The 18296-nt window shown below is 68.9% G+C and carries 15 protein-coding genes; 7 read left to right on the forward strand and 8 right to left on the reverse strand.

Annotated elements, in window-relative coordinates; translation table 11 throughout:
• Nucleotides 1–5: 5 nt before the first annotated feature.
• Nucleotides 6–1688 (reverse strand): urocanate hydratase, encoded by a 1683-nt coding sequence (gene hutU / locus PFX98_RS14295; protein ID WP_285231174.1) that lies wholly within the window; start codon nt 1686–1688, stop codon nt 6–8.
• Between the two features lie 93 nt (nt 1689–1781).
• Between hutU and hutC the strand changes: the two genes are divergently transcribed.
• From hutC to PFX98_RS14325, 6 genes are all read left to right on the forward strand, one after another.
• Entirely contained in the window at nt 1782–2504 is a 723-nt protein-coding gene (hutC, locus tag PFX98_RS14300; RefSeq protein ID WP_285231175.1) for a histidine utilization transcriptional repressor HutC, read from the forward strand.
• Nucleotides 2501–3052: a HutD/Ves family protein gene (locus PFX98_RS14305; protein ID WP_285231176.1), complete on the forward strand. Its 552-nt coding sequence runs from the start codon at nt 2501–2503 to the stop codon at nt 3050–3052. Before hutC ends, PFX98_RS14305 begins: the two co-directional genes overlap by 4 nt.
• Nucleotides 3049–4272: an imidazolonepropionase gene (gene hutI / locus PFX98_RS14310; protein ID WP_285231177.1), complete on the forward strand. Its 1224-nt coding sequence runs from the start codon at nt 3049–3051 to the stop codon at nt 4270–4272. The genes PFX98_RS14305 and hutI overlap by 4 nt, the downstream gene beginning before the upstream one ends.
• Nucleotides 4273–4277: 5 nt before the next feature.
• Nucleotides 4278–5081, forward strand: coding sequence for an N-formylglutamate deformylase (gene hutG, locus PFX98_RS14315; RefSeq protein WP_285231178.1), 804 nt, complete (start codon nt 4278–4280; stop codon nt 5079–5081).
• Nucleotides 5078–6457, forward strand: coding sequence for a formimidoylglutamate deiminase (locus PFX98_RS14320; protein ID WP_285231179.1), 1380 nt, complete (start codon nt 5078–5080; stop codon nt 6455–6457). Before hutG ends, PFX98_RS14320 begins: the two co-directional genes overlap by 4 nt.
• Nucleotides 6458–6534: 77 nt before the next feature.
• Nucleotides 6535–8091 carry a methyl-accepting chemotaxis protein gene (locus PFX98_RS14325; protein WP_285231180.1) on the forward strand — a complete coding sequence of 519 codons (1557 nt, stop codon included), beginning with the start codon at nt 6535–6537 and terminating at the stop codon, nt 8089–8091.
• Nucleotides 8092–8094: 3 nt separating this feature from the next.
• On the opposite strand, the gene PFX98_RS14330 is transcribed toward PFX98_RS14325, so the two are convergent.
• The 3 genes from PFX98_RS14330 to PFX98_RS14340 form a co-directional block, all read right to left on the reverse strand.
• Nucleotides 8095–9768, reverse strand: coding sequence for a GGDEF domain-containing protein (locus PFX98_RS14330; protein WP_285231181.1), 1674 nt, complete (start codon nt 9766–9768; stop codon nt 8095–8097).
• A 48-nt stretch (nt 9769–9816) separates the two neighbouring features.
• Nucleotides 9817–11496, reverse strand: a complete 1680-nt coding sequence (locus PFX98_RS14335; protein ID WP_285231182.1) for a GGDEF domain-containing protein — start codon at nt 11494–11496, stop codon at nt 9817–9819.
• A 141-nt stretch (nt 11497–11637) separates the two neighbouring features.
• The gene (locus PFX98_RS14340) at nt 11638–13140 is read right to left on the reverse strand and encodes a S10 family peptidase (RefSeq protein ID WP_285231183.1); all 1503 of its coding nucleotides are present in this window, start codon (nt 13138–13140) and stop codon (nt 11638–11640) included.
• Between the two features lie 33 nt (nt 13141–13173).
• Here PFX98_RS14340 and PFX98_RS14345 point away from each other — a divergent pair, with 33 nt between their 5' ends.
• On the forward strand, nt 13174–14016 hold the full coding sequence (locus PFX98_RS14345) for a DUF429 domain-containing protein (RefSeq protein WP_285231184.1): 843 nt from the start codon (nt 13174–13176) through the stop codon (nt 14014–14016).
• Nucleotides 14017–14026: 10 nt separating this feature from the next.
• Here the strand turns inward: PFX98_RS14345 and rocF are convergent, their stop codons facing one another.
• From rocF to PFX98_RS14365, 4 genes are all read right to left on the reverse strand, one after another.
• Complete coding sequence (rocF, locus tag PFX98_RS14350; RefSeq protein ID WP_285231185.1) at nt 14027–14947, reverse strand: arginase; 921 nt, start codon at nt 14945–14947, stop codon at nt 14027–14029.
• A 13-nt stretch (nt 14948–14960) separates the two neighbouring features.
• Nucleotides 14961–15845, reverse strand: a complete 885-nt coding sequence (locus PFX98_RS14355; RefSeq protein WP_285231186.1) for an LOG family protein — start codon at nt 15843–15845, stop codon at nt 14961–14963.
• 52 nt (nt 15846–15897) lie between these two features.
• Nucleotides 15898–16671 carry a HesA/MoeB/ThiF family protein gene (locus tag PFX98_RS14360; protein ID WP_285231187.1) on the reverse strand — a complete coding sequence of 258 codons (774 nt, stop codon included), beginning with the start codon at nt 16669–16671 and terminating at the stop codon, nt 15898–15900.
• 86 nt (nt 16672–16757) lie between these two features.
• Complete coding sequence (locus PFX98_RS14365) at nt 16758–18194, reverse strand: S41 family peptidase (protein ID WP_285231188.1); 1437 nt, start codon at nt 18192–18194, stop codon at nt 16758–16760.
• Nucleotides 18195–18296 lie beyond the last annotated feature (102 nt).

The raw sequence follows: 18296 nt of genomic DNA on the forward strand, positions 1-18296 counted from the left end.
GAAGATCAGCCGGTGATCATGGGGAGGTTCAGGCCGCGCTCCTTGGCGCACTTGACGGCGATGTCATAGCCGGCGTCCGCATGACGCATCACGCCGGTGCCGGGGTCGTTCACCAGCACGCGGGCGATGCGCTTGTCGGCGGCCTCGCTGCCGTCGCAGACGATCACCACGCCGCTGTGCTGGCTGAAGCCCATGCCCACGCCGCCGCCATGGTGCAGCGAGACCCAGGTGGCGCCGCCGGCGGTGTTCAGCAAGGCGTTCAGCAGCGGCCAGTCGGAGACGGCGTCCGAGCCGTCCTTCATGCTCTCGGTCTCGCGATTCGGGCTGGCCACCGAGCCGCTGTCCAGGTGGTCGCGGCCGATCACGATCGGGGCCTTGAGTTCGCCCTTGCGCACCATTTCATTGAAGGCCAGGCCGGCCAGATGGCGCTCACCCAGGCCCAGCCAGCAGATGCGTGCCGGCAGGCCCTGGAAGCTGATGCGCTCCTTGGCCATGTCCAGCCAGCGGTGCACGCCGGCATGGTGGGGGAAGAGCTCCTTGATCTTGGCGTCGGTCTTGTAGATGTCCTCGGGGTCGCCCGAGAGCGCCACCCAGCGGAAGGGGCCGCGGCCCTCGCAGAACTGCGGGCGCACATAGGCGGGCACGAAGCCGGGGAAGTCGAAGGCGTTCTTCACGCCCTGGTCCAGCGCCACCTGGCGGATGTTGTTGCCATAGTCGACGGTGGGGATGCCCATGGCCTGGAAGTCCAGCATGGCTTGCACATGCACGGCGCAGCCCTTTGCGGCGGCGGCCTTGAGCTCGGCATGCTGGGCCGGGTCGGCGGCGGCAGCCTTCCACTGCGCCACGCGCCAGCCCACCGGCAGATAGCCGTTGATGAGGTCGTGTGCCGAGGTCTGGTCGGTCACCAGATCGGGCTTGATGGCCGTGCCTTGCTTGCAGCGCTCGGCCAGCGCCGGCAGGATCTCGGCCGCGTTGCCCAGCAGCGCGATCGAGACCGCCTTGCCCTCGGCGGTGTACTTGGCGATGCGGGCCAGGGCGTCGTCCAGGTCGGCGGCCTGCTCGTCCACATAGCGGGTCTTGAGGCGGAAGTCGATGCGCGATTGCTGGCACTCGATGTTGAGCGAGCAGGCGCCGGCAAAGGTGGCCGCCAGGGGCTGGGCACCGCCCATGCCGCCCAGGCCGGCGGTGAGGATCCAGCGGCCCTTCAGGCTGCCACCGTAATGCTGGCGGCCGGCCTCGGCAAAGGTCTCGTAGGTGCCCTGCACGATGCCTTGCGAGCCGATATAGATCCAGCTGCCGGCCGTCATCTGGCCGTACATCATCAGGCCCTTGCGGTCCAGCTCGTTGAAGTGCTCCCAGTTGGCCCAATGCGGCACCAGATTGCTGTTGGCGATCAGCACGCGCGGTGCGTCTGCATGGGTCTTGAACACGCCCACCGGCTTGCCGGATTGCACCAAGAGGGTCTCGTCATCGTTGAGCTTCTTCAGCGATTCCAGGATGGCGTCGAAGCATTCCCAGTTGCGCGCGGCCTTGCCGATGCCGCCGTAGACCACCAGCTCGGCCGGGTTCTCGGCCACCACCGGGTCCAGGTTGTTCTGGATCATGCGGTAGGCGGCTTCGGTGAGCCAGTTCTTGCAGCTGAGGGTGGTGCCGGTGGGGGCGCGGACGACACGGGACGATGCAGACATGGGGAGCTCCTGGCGGTTGCAGAGAGAGGAAGAAAAGAAGGAATGAGGCGAACTCTAGTTGTCTATACAAGTAAAGTCAACTACCATTCGCTCATGTCCAGAAAAGTCCCGGCCGGCCCCGAGCCGCAGTACCTCAAGGTCAAGAACTTCCTGCGCGAAGGCATCAGCAGCGGCCGCTGGGTGGCGGGCGACCTGCTGCCCTCGGAGGCCGAGCTGGGCGGGCAGTTCGAACTCAGCCGCATGACGGTGAACCGCGCGCTGCGCGAGCTGACGCAGGAAGGCCTGGTCGAGCGGGTGCAGGGCGTGGGCACCTTCGTGGCCCAGCTGCATCGCATCTCCTCCACGCTGACGGTGCGCGACGTGCACGACGAGATCGCCGAGCGCGGCCACCAGCATGAGGCCAGGGTGCAGCTGCTGGAAAAGACCAAGGCCACGGCCGAGCAGGCGGCGGAGTTCGGCTTGCGGGCTGGGGCGGTGCTGTTCCACAGCGTGATCGTGCATCTGGAGAATGGCGTGGCGATCCAGTGCGAGGACCGGCTGGTCAATCCGGCCTGCGCGCCCGACTATCTGGCGCTGGATTTCGCCAGCACCACCCCCACGAATTACCTGCTGCAGGTGGCGCCCCTGTCGGAGGCACGCTATACGATTGAATCGACGCTGCCGAGCGATGCCGAGGCCAAGCTGCTGGGCATCGCGCGGCGTGATCCCTGCCTGGTGGTCAAGCGCACCACCTACAGCCATGGGCAGACCGTGACCACGGTGCGGCTCACGCACCCTGGTTCCAGATACCTCTTGCAAGGAAGTTTTCAAGCATGAGTTGGAGCATCATCAGCGCGGACGAGGTCACCCCTCAGCCCTGGCGCAACGGCGGTGGCCAGACGCGCGAACTGCTGGCCTGGCCGCACAGCAACGACTGGGCGCTGCGCATCAGCGTGGCGGACATCGCGGCCAGCGGCCCGTTCTCGAAATTCGAGGGCGTGGACCGCTGGTTCGCGGTGCTGCAGGGCGAGGGCGTGCGGCTGTATGAATACGAGCTGCGCGTGGGCGACGAGCTGCTGCACTTCGATGGCGCGTTGGCGCCCGACTGCGAGCTGATCGGCGGCATGACGCGCGATTTCAATCTGATGCACCGGCGCGGCCGTGGCGTGATGAAGGTGCAGCCGGCCGCCCATGCCCTGCTGCCCGAGGCCGGCGCGGCGCGCTGGGTCGGCCTGTTCAGCGCCCAGGGCGGCCTGCTCGAGCATGGCGCCCGCGCCATGCCGCTGCGGCCCCTCAGCCTGGCCTGGTGCGAGACGCCGGCGGCGCAGTCCTGCGTGTTCAGCGGCGAGGGCGCAGCCTGGTGGATGAGCTGGAGCGAGGCATGAACAGCAGCGGCAGCAAACGTACGCTCTGGCACAACGCGCGCCTGGCCACCCTGGCCGGCGACCAGCCCTGGGGCTGGCTGCCGCAGGGTGCGCTGATCACCGAGGGCGAGCAGATCGTCTGGGTGGGCGAGGCATCGCAGCTCTCGCCCGAGCTGAGCGCCAGCATCGCGCAGCAGCGCGACCTGGGCGGCGCGGTGGTGACGCCGGGCCTGATCGATTGCCACACCCATCTGGTCTATGGCGGCTCGCGTGCGCATGAGTTCGAGCTGCGCCTGCAGGGCGCCAGCTACGAGGAGATCGCGCGCGCCGGTGGCGGCATCCGCTCCTCGGTGGCGGCCACGCGCGAGGCCGGCGAGCATGAGCTCTATGCGCTGGCGGCCCAGCGCCTGCAGACGCTGCTGGCCGAGGGCGTGACCACCATCGAGGTGAAGTCGGGCTATGGCCTCTCGCAGGCCGCCGAGGCCAAGATGCTGCGCGTGGCGCGGCGCCTGGCCGGCTTGGGGCTAGAGGTGCGCACCACCTATCTGGGCGCCCATGCACTGCCGCCCGAGTACCAGGGCCGGCCGGATGCCTATGTGAAGGCGCTGTGCGACTGGCTGCCCGAGCTCAAGCGCGAGGGCCTGGTGGACGCGGTGGATGCCTTCTGCGAGGGCATCGGTTTCACGCCGGCACAGACGCGCCAGGTCTTCGAGGCCGCCAGGGCCCTGGAGCTGCCCGTGAAGCTGCACGCCGAGCAGCTCAGCGACCAGGGCGGCACCCAGCTGGCCTGCGAGTTCGGCGCGCTCTCCTGCGATCACCTCGAGTACCTCGGCGAGGCGGGCATCCGCGCGCTGCAGGCCAGCGGCACGGTGGCGGTGCTGCTGCCGGGCGCCTACTACTTCCTGCGCGAGACCAAACTGCCGCCGGTGCAGGCGCTGCGCGAGGCCGGCGTGCCGATCGCGATCGCCACCGACCACAACCCCGGCACCTCGCCCACGCTCTCGCTGCTCCTGATGCTGAACATGGCTTGCACGCTGTTCCGCCTCACGCCCGAGGAGGCCCTGCGCGGCGTGACCCAGCATGCGGCACGCGCGCTGGGTCTGGCCGACCGCGGCCAGCTGGTGGCGGGGCAGCGCGCCGATTTCTGCATCTGGGACATCGCCCACCCCAACGAACTGGCCTATTACTTCGGCCGCAACCCGCTGCGCCACACGGTGCGCGGCGGACAGCTACGGAACTGAGCACGATGAGCAACGCCGTCTTTCGATTGAAGCAGGGGCGCACGCCGCTGCTGATCAGCATGCCCCATGTGGGCAGCGCCATTCCCGCCGACCAGCAGCAGCGCTACCAGCCGCGCGCGCTCGCCAGCGAGGACACCGACTGGCATCTGGAGCGCCTCTATGGCGAGATCGCGGAAGAGCTGGGCGCCAGCCTGATAGCGCCGCATTACTCGCGCTACCTGATCGACCTGAACCGCCCGCCCGAGGACACGCCCATGTACCCCGGCGCGGCCAACACCGAGCTGTGCCCGACGCGCTTCTTCACCGGCGAGCCGCTCTATCTGGAGGGCCAGGAGCCCGATCTGGCCGAGAAGCAGCGCCGCCGCGAGCAGTATTGGCTGCCCTACCACCGCGCCCTCACGGCCGAGATGCACCGGCTCAAGAGCCTGTATGGCCACGCCCTGCTGTTCGATGCGCACAGCATCCGCTCCGAGCTGCCCTGGCTGTTCGAGGGCCGCCTGCCCGACCTGAACCTGGGCACCGCCGAGGGCAGGTCCTGCGACCCCGCCATCACCGCGTCCTTAAGTGATCTGCTCGCCTCGCAAAGTACTTACAGCCAGGTGGTGAATGGCCGTTTCAAGGGCGGCTTCATCACGCGCCACTATGGCCAGCCGCAGCAGGGCTGGCATGCGGTGCAGATGGAGATGTGCCAGTGCTGCTATATGAGCGAGCAGCCGCCGTACGACTACGCACCGGCTCTGGCGGCCGGGGTGCAGCCGCTGATGCGGGCGCTGCTGCTGCGCCTGCTGGCCTGGAGGCCCGCCCCATGAGCCGCCTCTACTTTGCCCGGCAGGCCTGGGTGGGCGGCGGCTGGCAGCGCGATGTGCTCCTGCGCGTGGATGGGCGCGGCCATTGGGCCGAGATCCTGCCGGGCCAGCTGAAGCCGGTGGCGGCCGAGGAACTGCCCGGCCCGGTGATTCCCAGCCTGGTCGATGCCCACAGCCATGCCTTCCAGCGCGCCATGGCCGGCCTGGCCGAACGGCGCGAGGCGGGCGAGGATGATTTCTGGTCCTGGCGCGACCGCATGTATGGCCTGGCCCTGCAGCTGAACCCGGCGCAACTGCAGGCGATCGCGGCCCAGCTCTATCTGGAGCTGCTGCGCGGCGGCTATACCCAGGTCTGCGAGTTCCACTATCTGCAGCACCAGCCCGACGGCTCGCCCTATGCCGACGAGCTGGCGATGAGCTGGGCCCTGGCCGATGCCGCCGAGCAGGTAGGCCTGGGCCTGACCCTGCTGCCGGTGCTGTACGCCCGCTCCGGCTTCGGCAAGCCGGGGCTGCGCGAGGATCAGCGCCGCTTCGCCACCGATGCCGCCTGGGTCTGGCGTGCCAGCCAGCGTGTGCAGGCGGCCGGCCGGCCGCTCGTCAGCGCCGGCGTGGCCCTGCATTCGCTGCGCGCCGCCAACACCGAGGACATCCGCGCCCTGCAGGCCCTGGTGGGCGATGCCGATCTGCCCATCCACATCCACATCAGCGAGCAGCAGCAGGAGCTGCGCGACTGCCTGGCCGCGACCGGCCAGCGCCCCATGCAATGGCTGTGCAATGAATTCAAGCCCGATGCGCGCTGGCATCTGGTGCATGCCACGCACAGCACGCCCGCGGAGATTGCCCAGGTGGCCGCGAGCGGCGCCAGCGCGGTGATCTGCCCCGGCACCGAGGGCAATCTGGGCGATGGCCTGTGCGATCTGAGCGGCTGGCTGGACGCCGGCGTGCCGATCAGCATGGGCTCGGACAGCCATGTCACGCGCGCCTGGGTGGAGGAGCTGCGCTGGCTGGAATATGGCCAGCGCCTCGGCCTGCAGCAGCGCAATGTGGCGGCCGCGCCGGGCCGCGGCGAACCCGCCACCGCGGCGCGCCTGTTCGAGGCCTGCGTGCGCGGCAGCGCCGCCCCGGCCGGTTTCAAGCAATGGGGGCTGGAGCCCGGCGCGCGCGCCGACTTCCTGGTGCTGGACACGCGCTGCTCGGGCCTGCTGGGCGTGCCGGCCGCGGCACGGCTGGACGCGCTGGTGTTCGCCAGCCAGGGCGAGGCGCTGCGCGAGGTCTATGTGGCGGGCGAATGCCGGCTGCGCGAGGGCCAGCATCCGGCCCAGGCGGGGGTGGCGGCGGCGTTTGAGGCGAGCATGAAGGAGCTCTGGGGCAAGGACTGACCCCCTAGAATTCCTGGCAGGGCCAGGGGTTTCACTGCTACGCTTAGCGCTCAAATGCCAGTCGCTGGGGGTATGCCATGCTTGACCTGCGCAACTACACGATCCGGGCTCGTCTGTACCTGCTGGCCGGCCTGGCCATCGTCACCATGCTCATCATCGGCGGCAACGGGCTTTACAGCCTGGCCCAGGCGCGCGCCGACTTCACCCACTATGTGGACAACGACGTCGAATCGCTGGCCCAGCTCGCCACGGTGCGCGCCGGCGTCGGCAATCTGCGCCGCTACGAGAAAGACCTGCTGATCAATCTGGTCGACACCAAGGCGGTGGAGAAGTACCGCGGCGAATGGGAGCACAGCTACCAGACCGTGGCCAAGGGCCTGGACGTGATCGAGCAGCTCAATATCGCGCCGCAGGCCAAGAAGATGCCGCCCGAGCTGCGCAAGTCCCTGGCCGACTACCGCAGCGGCCTGCAGTCCATCATCGAGCGCGTGCTGAAGGGCGAGTTCCCCGACACCGCGAGCGCCAACCGCGCCACCGAGCCGATCAAGGGGCCGGTGCGCGCGATGGATGCGCAGCTGGCCGAGATGACCAAGCTGATCACCGAGCATGGCGACGAGGAGGTCAAGCGCCTGGACGCGAAGGAGCACAGCATCCGCTTCTCGCTCAGCGCCGTGATCCTGGTGGGCGTGCTGGCGATCGGCACCTACACCTTCTTCAATATCCGCTCCATCCTGGCGCCGCTGACGCATGCGGTGGAGAGCTCGGAGCGCATGGCGCGCCAGGATCTGAGCCAGCGCATCCAGGTGCAGGGGCGCGACGAGACCGCCGCGATGATGCGCGGCGTGCAGGGCATGCAGACGGCGATACGCGAGGTGGTGTCGGGCGTGCGCAGCGCCACCGACAGCATTGCCACCGCCTCGGCCGAGGTGGCCACCGGCAGCCATGACCTCAGCCACCGCACCGAGCAGGCGGCCTCCAATCTGGAGGAGACGGCCTCGGCGATGGAGCAGCTCACCGCCAGCGTGAAGCACAACGCCGAATCGGCCGGGCAGGCGAACCGCCTGGCCAGCGAGGCGGCCGAGGTGGCGCAGCGCGGCGGCGCGGTGGTCAGCGATGTGGTGGCCACGATGGACCGCATCAGCGCCTCCTCGCGCAAGATCAGCGACATCATCTCGGTGATCGACGGCATTGCCTTCCAGACCAATATCCTGGCGCTCAACGCGGCCGTGGAAGCGGCGCGCGCCGGCGAGCAGGGGCGTGGCTTTGCGGTGGTGGCCAGCGAGGTGCGCAGCCTGGCGCAACGCAGCGCCGAGGCGGCCAAGGAGATCAAGGGCCTGATCACTAGCAGCACCGAGAGCGTGGAGGCCGGCGCGGCCCTGGTTGCGCGTGCCGGCGAGACCATGCAGGACATCATGAGCTCGATCGGCCGCGTCAGCCATATCGTCGGCGAGATCAGCCATGCCACCGCCGAGCAGAGCTCGGGCATCAACCAGATCGGCATGGCGATCAGCCAGCTCGATCAGATGACGCAGCAGAACGCCGCGCTGGTGGAGCAATCGGCAGCGGCGGCGCAGAGCCTGCAGCAGCAGGCCGACGAGCTGGCGCAGACGGTGGCGGTGTTCAAGCTGGCCTAGGGCCTAGAGGATCTCCACGCGGTTGCGGCCGGCGCGCTTGGCCGCATAGAGAGCGTGGTCGGCGCCGTCCACCAGCAGCTTGGCCTGCTCGGGCGGCGCGCCGCCGGTCAGGCCCAGGCTGATCGTCACCGCCAGGCCCGGTGCCAGGTCTTGCCAGGAATGCGCGGAGATCGCCACGCGCAGGCGCTCGCAGATGTCCTGGGCCTGCAGCAGCGGCAGGCCCACCAGGGCGATCATGAATTCCTCGCCGCCGACGCGCGCCAGCAGGTCCGCGCTGCGCGTGTTGTAGCGCAGCACGCCGGCGAGTTGGCGCAGCACCTCGTCGCCCACGCCATGGCCGTGGCGGTCGTTGATGTCCTTGAAGTGATCGACGTCCAGCATCGCCAGGCAGATCACGCTGTGCTCCTGGCGGGCGCGCTCCAGCAGCACCGGCAGGGCGAACTCGGCATGGCGGCGGTTGTGCAGGCCGGTCAGCACGTCCTCATGGGCGGCGCGCCCCCATTCGGCGGCCTGGTGGCGCAGCCGCTCCTGCTCGCGCTCCAGCCGGGTGGCGCGCTCGCGCTCGCGCCGCGCGTCCACCAGCGCATGCTCGGCGCGCGCATGGGCCTGCTCGACGTCCTGGCGTATCAGCATCACCTCGGTCTGCAGCGCCATGGTCTCGCGCGCGATCTGGCGCTCCAGCTCGGCATGCTGCTCCAGATAGGCCAGCGCGGCCTCGAAATCGCGCCCCGCCTTGCTGGCCTCGTAGAGCGCATGGATGAGCTTGCGGCGCAGCGCCGGCGGCAGATGCTCGCGCCGCTGCGCCAGTATCAGCATCAGGCTGGCCACGCAGGCCTGGTGCTGGCCGCGCAGCATCAGCAGCCAGGCGCGCTGCATCTGCGCCTGCAGCTCCAGCGCCAGATAGCCGTGGCGGTGGGCGAGGGCCTGGTATTCGTCGATCAGGGCCACGCTGTCCTCGTGATCGGCCATGCCCAGCATGGCTTCGACCAGATTCGACAGCGCCACCGTGACCTGGAACTCGCTGCGCGAGGCGCGCGCCTGCGCGCTGGCCTGCTCGGCAAGCGCACGGGCCTGGCTCAGGGCCTCGGGCAGCAGCTTGGCCTCGCTGCCGCCGTTGTGGGCCTCGGCCGCGAGCTGCAGCCAGAAGTAGGCGAGGTTGTTGAGGCAGGAGAAGCTCAGCTCGCCATCGCCCAGCGGCGTGGCTACCTCGAGCGCCTGCTGGGTGCTTTCGCGCGCCTGGGCGATGTTGTCCATGCTGCCATAGGCCACGCCCAGGCGGTTCAGCGCCCAGGCCTCCTGCACGCGGTTGCCGGCGCGGCGCGCCGCCTTGAGGGCATGCAGGGCGGCGTCCAGCGCATCGCGCCCCATCAGCAACTGGGCATAGACATAGGACAGCGAGGTCTGGGCCTCGGCCACCAGCCGGGGTTCGTCCATGTGCTGGCACAGCGCCACCGCCTCGCTGGCGCAGCGCACGCTGTCCTGCAGATTGCCCAGGCGCGGGTAATGGTGCGCCAGCAGGGCCAGCACGCGCGCCCGTGCGGTGTCGTCATGGCACAGGGGCAGGGCCTGCTGCAGCGCCGCAACGGCATCGACATAGTCGCCCCGCAAGGCGTGCTGCGCGGCGGCGCCAAGCAAGGCATCGAAGTCGGGGTGGCTGGTTTGGCGGAGGGATCCCATGTCGGCGCAGGCTGCTGCCGCCCAGCATCGGGCAGCGGCCCGCCCGCGTCAAGCCGCTGTGGGGACTTCGCGACCGGCCGTCCCGGCATCGGCCAGGCTCACGCGCACCTGGTTGCGGCCGGCATGCTTGGCGGCGTAGAGGGCCTGGTCGGCGCGCTCCAGCAGCCGGCCATGTTCCTCGGCGGTCTGGGCGCAGGCCAGGCCGATGCTGACGCTCACCTTCAACTCGGGCGCCAGCGCCTCCCAGTCGTGCCCGGCAATCGCGCTGCGTATGCGCTCGCAGATCTCGCGCGCCTTGGCCAGCGGCGCCCCCAGCAGCGCGACGACGAATTCCTCGCCGCCGATGCGCGCCATCAGATCGGCGCTGCGCACGCTGGTGCGCAGGTGCTGGGCCACGGCGCGCAAGACCTGGTCGCCCATGGCGTGGCCATAGCGGTCGTTGATCTGCTTGAAGTGATCGAGGTCCAGCATCGCCAGGCTGAGCGGCTGGCCCTGGCTGATGGCGCGCTGGCTCAGCACCGGCAGGGCCTGGTCGGCGTGGCGGCGGTTGAAGAGGCCGGTGAGCACGTCTTCCACGGCAATGCGGCCCAGCTCGGCGGCCTGGCTGCTGAGGGCCTCGTGCTCGTGCAGCAGGCGCTCGGCGCGTTCGCGCTCGCGCTCGGCATCGCGGCTGGCGACGTCGGCGCGCGCCTGGGCCTGCGCCACTTCCTCGCGTATCAGCAGGGCCTTGCTGTGCAGGGCCAGCTTGTCCCGGGCCCAGCGGCGGTCCAGCTCGGCCAGCTGCTCGAGGCATTGCAGGGCCTCGTAGTACTCGCCCCGCTGCTTGTGCAGGCCGACCAGCATGTGCACGGCGCGGCGCTTGAGCTTGGGTGGCATGCGATCCAGATCGGCCGCCAGCAGGCTGCGCAGGATGGCGATCGCGCGCCCCGCCTGATCGCCCAGCTGCAGCAGCCGCGCGCGCTGCAGCTGGGCGTGCAGCACCAGCCAGGCAAAACGATGTTCCTGCGCCAGCGGCAGGTACTCGTCGATCAGGGCCGCGGCCGTGTCGAGCTCGCTGCCGGAGAGCAGGGCATCGACGCGGTTCGCCAGCGCCGCCGCGCGCCAGTGCACATTGCCCGAGGCGCGGGCCAGCTGGCAGGCCTGCTCGGTCAGCTGCAGGGCCCGCAAGGCATGGCCCTGGGCGCGCGCGTCCTGATGTTCCAGCAGGGCCTCGTGCTCGGCCAGGCTGGCAAAGCAGCAGAGGTTGTTGATGGCCGCGAAGTGCAGCTCGGCCAGCTCCTGGCGCTGCGCGATCTCGAGCGATTGGGTGGTCGAGGTCTGGGCCTGCTGCAGATCGCCCAGGGCTTCGTAGGCCAGGCCGATGCGGTTCAGTGCCCAGGCCTCCAGCTCCGAATTGCCGGCCTCGCGGGCGCTGTGCAGGGCGCGCAGGCCGGCCTGCAGGGCCTCCTGGCCCATGCGCAGCATGGCGTAGCAGAAGGAGAGCGCGCAATGCGCCGTCGCCAGGCCGGCCAGCCCGCTGGGCAGGCGCTCGAACAGTTGCACCGCCGCATGCGCCGCGCGCAGCCCCTGCTGGCTCTGGCCCAGGCGCGGGTAGTTGACGGCCAGGCGGTTCAGCAGCTGGCCGCGCAGGCGCGGGTGCTCGGGGGCGAGCTCGGCCAGCAGGTCTTCCAGCAGGGCCACGGCCTGCGCATGCTGGCCCGCGGCCATCATGGCGTCGGCTGTGGCCATGCCGGCCTTTGCTGCGCTGCTGTCTGATTCCACGCCGCCAACCCCCTTGCCCGGATCTGCGTCCGGGCCGGATCAGCTTCCACCCAAGCGCCGGGCAGCGTCAAGCCCGGGAAAACCTTGGCCTTGCCTTCAGCCCAAGCCTCAGCCCTGGCCGACGAAGGCGCGCAGTTCGCCGGCCATGCGGGCCAGCGAAGGCTGGTGGATGTACATCATGTGGCCGCCCTCGAAATAGCTGACCTGGATGCGGTCCTGCAGGCTGTGGTGCAGGCCCAAGTGGCTGAGCGTGTAGTCGCCCGCCGCATGCGGGGTGGCGAGGTCGTAGTAGCCGCTGGCCACGTAGACGCGCATGTCCGGGTTGGCGTGCAGGGCGCGGCGCAGGCTGTCACCGGCGGCGATGTATTTGTTCTCGAAGCCCTTCCAGGACCAGGTCTTCCACAGCGGTGCATGCACGAGATAGGGGCTGTCGCTGCGGTAGTCGAGCTTCTCCACCAGCAGGCGGTTGATGCCGGAGGCATAGGCGCCGATCAGCTGGTTCATGCTGGCGTCTTCCTCCGGATGCTCGCCGGCATCGTCCTTGTCCAGGCCGAGGAAGCGCGAGTCCAGCCGGCCCACGGTCTGGCCGCGCGCGCGCAGCAGCTCCTTGAAGAAGCGGAATTCGTCCACGCGCAGCCGGCAGCGCAGCACGAACTCGATGCTGAGGCCGCTGTACATCGCCACCTGCTCGGCGATGTGCTGGCGCTCGGCCTCGGGCAGGCGCGAGCCCTGCATCAGGGCCAGCGTGTAGTCGCCGTTGGCGAAGGCCTCGGCCGCCGCCACCACCTCCTTCAGGGGCTTGTTCTGCAGCGTCGGCCGCAACGCCTGGTGGTACCAGGCGGTGGCCGCGTAGGTGGGCAGGTAGAGCGGGTAGGGCAGGTCGTTGCCATGGTCGAAGCTGAGGGTCTGGAAGTCCATCGCCAGCGAGACCAGCATCAGCCCGTTCAGGTAGATGTCGTGCTTCTCTTGCAGATGGCGCGCCAGGCCGGCGGCGCGCGTGGTCCCGTAGCTTTCGCCGATCAGGTACTTGGGCGAGCCCCAGCGCTCGTTGCGCGTCACGTAGAGGCGGATGAATTCGCCCACCGAATCCAGGTCGCGCTGGTAGTCGTGGAACTCGGCCGGTTTCTCGCCCTCGGCGACGCGCGAGTGGCCGGTGCCGACCGGGTCGATGAAGACCAGGTCGGAGTCGGTCAGCAGGCTGTACTCGTTGTCGGTGAGCTGGTGCGGCGGTGCGCCGCAGTGGCCCTTGTCGTCGCAGGGCACGCGTTGCGGCCCCAGCAGCCCCAGGTGCAGCCAGACGCTGCTGGAGCCGGGCCCGCCGTTGAAGCTGAAGGTGAGGGGGCGCTGCTGAGCATCCTTCTTGCCCGTCTTCAGCGTGTAGGCGATGAAGAACACCGTGGCGCGGGCCTTCTCGCCCTTGTAGCCTTCCTTGCCATCGCCAGCCTTGGCTTCGCCCGCATCAGGTTCGCGCAACACCAGGGTGCCGCAGGTGGCGGTGTACTCGAGCGTCCTCTTGCCGATCTGCAGTTTGTGCTCGGTGCTGACGATGCGCTCCACGGGGGCGGGCTGGTCGCCGGGCTTGGGCTCGGTGCGGGCGGCGTCATTGGGCATGGAGTCTCCGGGGGCGCGGCTAAAGTGCCAGCCATGCACTCTAGCGCTCAATCCACAGGCCTGCCGCTGATCGGGGTCGACTTCAGTAGTTCCCCCAGTAAGCGCAAGCCCATCACCCTGGCCCAGGGGCAGCTGCGGGGTCAGGCCTTGCTGTTGCAGGGCCTGCGCCTGTTCGACACCCTGGCCGGCCTGGGCGACGAGCTGGCGCGCCCGGAGCCCTGGGTCGGCGGCTTCGACTTTCCCTTCGGCCTGCCGCGTGAGCTGGTGCTGGCGCTGGGCTGGCCGACCGACTGGCTGGCGCTGATGCAGCATTACTGCGCCCTGCCACGCGCGCAGATCCGCGCGCAGTTCGCGGCCTTCTGCGCGGCGCGCCCCGTGGGCGGCAAGTTCGCGCACCGCGCCTGCGACCTGCCGGCCGGTTCCTCGCCCAGCATGAAATGGGTCAACCCGCCGGTCGCCTACATGCTGCATGCGGGCGTGCCGCTGCTGTTGCGGGCGGGGGCGCTGCTGCCGGGCCTGCATGCCGGTCTGCACTTTGGCGATAGGCGGCGCGTGGCATTGGAGGCCTATCCGGGCCTGCTGGCGCGCGAGCTGCTGGGCCGGCGCAGCTACAAGAGCGACGAGCGCGCCAAGCAGACCGATGAGCGCCTGATCGCCCGCAAGGACCTGCTCGAGGCCTTGGAGCAGGGCCGCAGCCGCCTGGGCCTGCGCTTGAAGCTCAGCCATGCGCGACGCGACGAGCTGGTGGCGGATGCCAGCGGCGACAAGCTGGATGCCGTGCTGTGCCTGCTGCAGGCGGCCTGGGGCGCGCAGCGCGAGGGCTGGGGGCTGCCGGCGCGCATCGATCCGCTGGAGGGCTGGATCGTGTCGGCCTAGCCAGGCGACTTCACTTGCGCATGAGGGTGGATTTACCGAACAACGATTCGATCAGGTCCACCGCCAGCAGCGCGGTCTTGTTGCGTACGTCCAGCGCGGGGTTGAGTTCCATCACGTCCAGCGAGGCCATGCGGCCGGTGTCGGCAATCATTTCCATGCACAGCTGGGCCTCGCGGTAGGTGGGGCCGCCGGGGATGGTGGTGCCCACGCCGGGAGCGATCTCCGGGTCGAGGAAGTCGACGTCGAAGCTGACGTGCAGATGGGTGTTGGCGTCCAGCGTGGCGAGTGCCAGCTCCATGGTGTGGCGCATACCCATCTCGTCGATGTAGCGCATGTCGAAGACCTCCAGGTCCTGCTCATGCACAAAGCGCTTCTCGCCCTCGTCGACGCTGCGGATGCCGATCTGGCGTACCCATTTGGGGCTGATGGCGGGCACATGGCCGCCGATCTCGATCAGCTCCTGGGGCCCGAAGCCGCACAGGCAGGCCACCGGCATGCCGTGGATATTGCCGCTGGGGGTGAGGGCGCTGGTGTTGAAGTCGGCATGCGCATCCAGCCACAGCACGCGCAGCTTCTTGCCGGCCTCGCGGCAGTGGCGCGCCACCGCGCTGATCGAGCCCAGGCCCAGGCAATGGTCGCCGCCCAGCAGGATGGGCAGGCGGCCCAGTTGCAGCTCGGCATAGACGGCCTCGTGCACGGCGCGGTTCCAGGCCGTCACCTCGGGCAGGTGGCGGTAGCCATTCACCGGCGGCTGCCAGGGGTTGTAGGGGCCGCTGAGGTTGCCGCGGTCCACCACCTCGACACCGTGGCCCTCCAGCGTCTGGGCCAGATTGGCCACGCGCATGGCCTCGGGGCCCATGCTGGCACCGCGCGCGCCTGCGCCGATGTCGGTCGGGGCGCCGATGAGGGAGACGGATCGGAGGATGGTCATGATGGACTCTGGCTCAATCGTTGTGGTCGTGGTTGGGGTTCATGTCGTACTCGCGCTCGAGCAGGGCCCAGGCCTCCTCGGCGTTCTCGACATAATGGAAAAGTTGCTCGTCACCCGGGCTGATCATGCCGGTCTCGATCAGGTAGTCGAAATTGATCAGCTTGCTCCAGAACTCGCGCCCGAACATCAGGATGGGGCGGCGACGGCTCTTGCCGGTCTGCACCAGGGTCATGGTCTCGAACAGTTCGTCGAGCGTGCCGAAGCCGCCCGGGAAGCACACCAGCGCCACCGAGCGCATCAGGAAGTGCATCTTGCGCAGCGCGAAGTAGTGGAAGCGGAAGCACAGCTCGGGCGTGATGTAGGGGTTGGGCAGCTGCTCGTGCGGCAGCACGATGTTCAGGCCGATGCTCTTGCCGCCGACCTCGTGCGCGCCGCGGTTGCCTGCCTCCATGATGCCGGGGCCGCCGCCGGTGACCACATAGATGGGGTTGTGCCGATCGCTGGAGGCCTTGGTGACGAGCGAGGCAAAGCGGCGCGCTTCCTCGTAGTAGCGGCTCATCGCCAGCTGCATCTCGGCGCGCTTGATGGCCGCGGCGTCGCCACCGGCCTTGGCGGCCTGCACGGCGGCCAGCGCGCCCTCGCGGTCGAGGATGCGGGCGCTGCCGAACATCACGATGGTGGAGTGGATGCCCTGCTCCTGCTGCACCAGCTCGGGCTTGAGCAGCTCCAGCTGCATGCGCACCGGGCGCAGCTCCTCGCGCAGCAGGAAGTCGGTGTCGGTGAAGGCCAGGCGGTAGGCGCTGTCTGGGCCTTCGTAATCCGGCGAGGGTTTGAGGTGCTTGGCTTCTTCCTTGGCGGTGGGGAAGTTGCGAGCGTGCAGTTTGTTGTGCTTTGACATGGCAATGTGGTCTGGCGGGGACTGTAAATTGTCCGATGGGAAATTTTGTTTCTTAGTTTGGCGAATCCGTGGCCAAAGATTGGCCGCCGCAACAGCTGCAGCCGGGATCGCGCTGCACCTGGATCTCGCTCCACTCCATGCGGCGCGCATCCAGCATCTGCAGCCGGCCGGCCAGGCTGCCGGGCAGGCCCATCAGCAGCTTCAGCGCCTCGGCCGCCTGCATGCTGCCGATGATGCCCACCAGGGGGGCGAACACGCCCATGGTGGCGCAGCGCACCTCCTCGTAGGCAGCGTCGGGCGGGAACAGGCAGGCGTAGCAGGGCTGCCTGCCGTCGCGGCTGTCGTAGACGCTGATCTGGCCGTCGAAGCCGATCGCCGCGCCCGCCACCAGCGGCCTGCCATGGCGCACGCAGGCGGCGTTCACCGCATGGCGGGTGGCGAAGTTGTCCGAGCAGTCCAGCACCACGTCGGCCGTGGCCACCAACTCATCGAGTTGGGCGGCATTGGCGCGCAGCTGCAGGGCCCGGACTTGCACCTCGGGATTGAGCTGGGCCAGCGTGCGTGCGGCCGAGGCCACCTTGGGCGTGCCCACGGCGTCGAGCCGGTGCACGATCTGGCGCTGCAGATTGGTCAGGTCCACGGTGTCGTGGTCCACCAGGGTCAGGCGGCCGACGCCGGCGGTGGCCAGGTAGAGAGCCACCGGCGAGCCCAGGCCGCCGGCACCGATCACCAGGGCATGCGAGTCGGCGAGCTTTTGCTGGCCTTCCACGCCGATTTCGTCCAGCAGGATATGCCGCGAGTAGCGCAGCAATTGTTCGTCATTCATGCGCCGAGCATACTGCGCCGCCAAGCACAACGGCCCGCAAAAAGGCCCGCGCTAGGCGGGCCGTTCGCGTGCGGGAAAGCGGTGCCTTATTCGCCCGGCTTGGCCTCGGCCTTGCGCTCTACCGCCGTCTTCGACACGGCCACCGGCCGGCCCTTGAGTTGGTTGAGCGCCTGCTGCAGCGGGAAGTCCTCGGCCGAGCCGAATTCGGGCAGGGGCTTGGGCGGCTCGTTCTTCTTGGCGAAGTCGGCCTCGAGCTTCTGGCGTGCTTCCTCGCGTGCCTTCTCGCGCGCCGCATCCTTCTCTTCGGCACCGTTGTTGAGGTGCTTCTCGAGATCCGCCTCGCGCATGCGCAGGGCGGCGAACACATTGCCCTCGGCGGTTTCGTCCAGCAGCACGTCAGGCACGATGCCCTTGGCCTGGATGGAGCGGCCGCTGGGCGTGTAGTAGCGCGCGGTGGTGATCTTCAGCGCGGTCTCGGGGCCCAGTTGGCGCACCGTCTGCACCGAACCCTTGCCGAAGGTCTGGGCGCCCATCACGATGGCGCGCTTGTGGTCCTGCAGGGCGCCGGCGACGATCTCGCTGGCCGAGGCCGAGCCTTCGTTGACCAGCACCACCAGGGGCACGTTCTTCAACGCGGCCGGCAGCTTGCGCAGCGGGTCGCTGCCGCCACGGCGCTGATAGAAGTCGGGGCTGGCCTTGAAGCTGGCCTTGGACTCGGCGATCTGGCCGTTTGTGCTGACCACTTCCACGCCTTGCTGCAGGAAGGCGGCGGAAATCGCCACCGAAGCCTCCAGCAGACCGCCGGGGTCATTGCGCAGGTCCAGCACCAGACCCTTGAGATTGGGTTCGGCCTTGTAGATTTCTTCCAGCTTGCGCGCGAAGTCTTCCACCGTGCGGTCCTGGAACTGGCTCACGCGCAGCCAGGCATAGCCGGGTTCCACCACCTTGGAGCGCACGCTCTGCACGCGGATCTCTTCGCGCGTGATGGTGATGGGGAAGCTGCGGCTTTCGCTCTTGCGGTAAATCGTCAGCGAGACCTTGGTGTTGGGCTCGCCGCGCATGCGCTTGACGGCCTGGTCCAGCGAGAGGCCCTTGACGGCCGTGTCGTCGATCTTGCTGATCAGGTCGCCGCTCTTGAGGCCGGCGCGGAAGGCGGGCGAGCCTTCGATCGGCGAGACGATCTTCACCAGACCATCTTCCATGCCGATCTCGATGCCCACGCCGACGAACTTGCCGGTCGTGCCTTCACGGAATTCCTTGAAGCTCTTCTGGTCGAAGAACTGCGAGTGCGGATCCAGGCCGGAAACCATGCCCGAGATGGCATCGTTGATGAGTTTCTTCTCATCCACCGGCTCCACGTATTCGGCCTTCACCAGCCCGAATACCGCCGCCAGTTGCTGCATCTCTTCCAGGGGCAGCGGAGTGAGGCTGCTGCGGGCGTTTGCCTGCAACTGCATCGTGGTCAGCGCCCCGGCCACGGCGCCCAACGCTACCCAGCCTGCGACTTTCAGTTTGGCACCCATGATGCGAGTGTTTCCTATCGGTGAGATCCTGCACGACTGCAGTCTGCGCCCCCTATGAGGCGGGCAGACCCTCTGCGAAACCAGTATATGCGCAGCCCTGCG

This window comes from Paucibacter sediminis (assembly GCF_030254645.1).
GTDB lineage: Bacteria > Pseudomonadota > Gammaproteobacteria > Burkholderiales > Burkholderiaceae_C > Paucibacter_B > Paucibacter_B sediminis.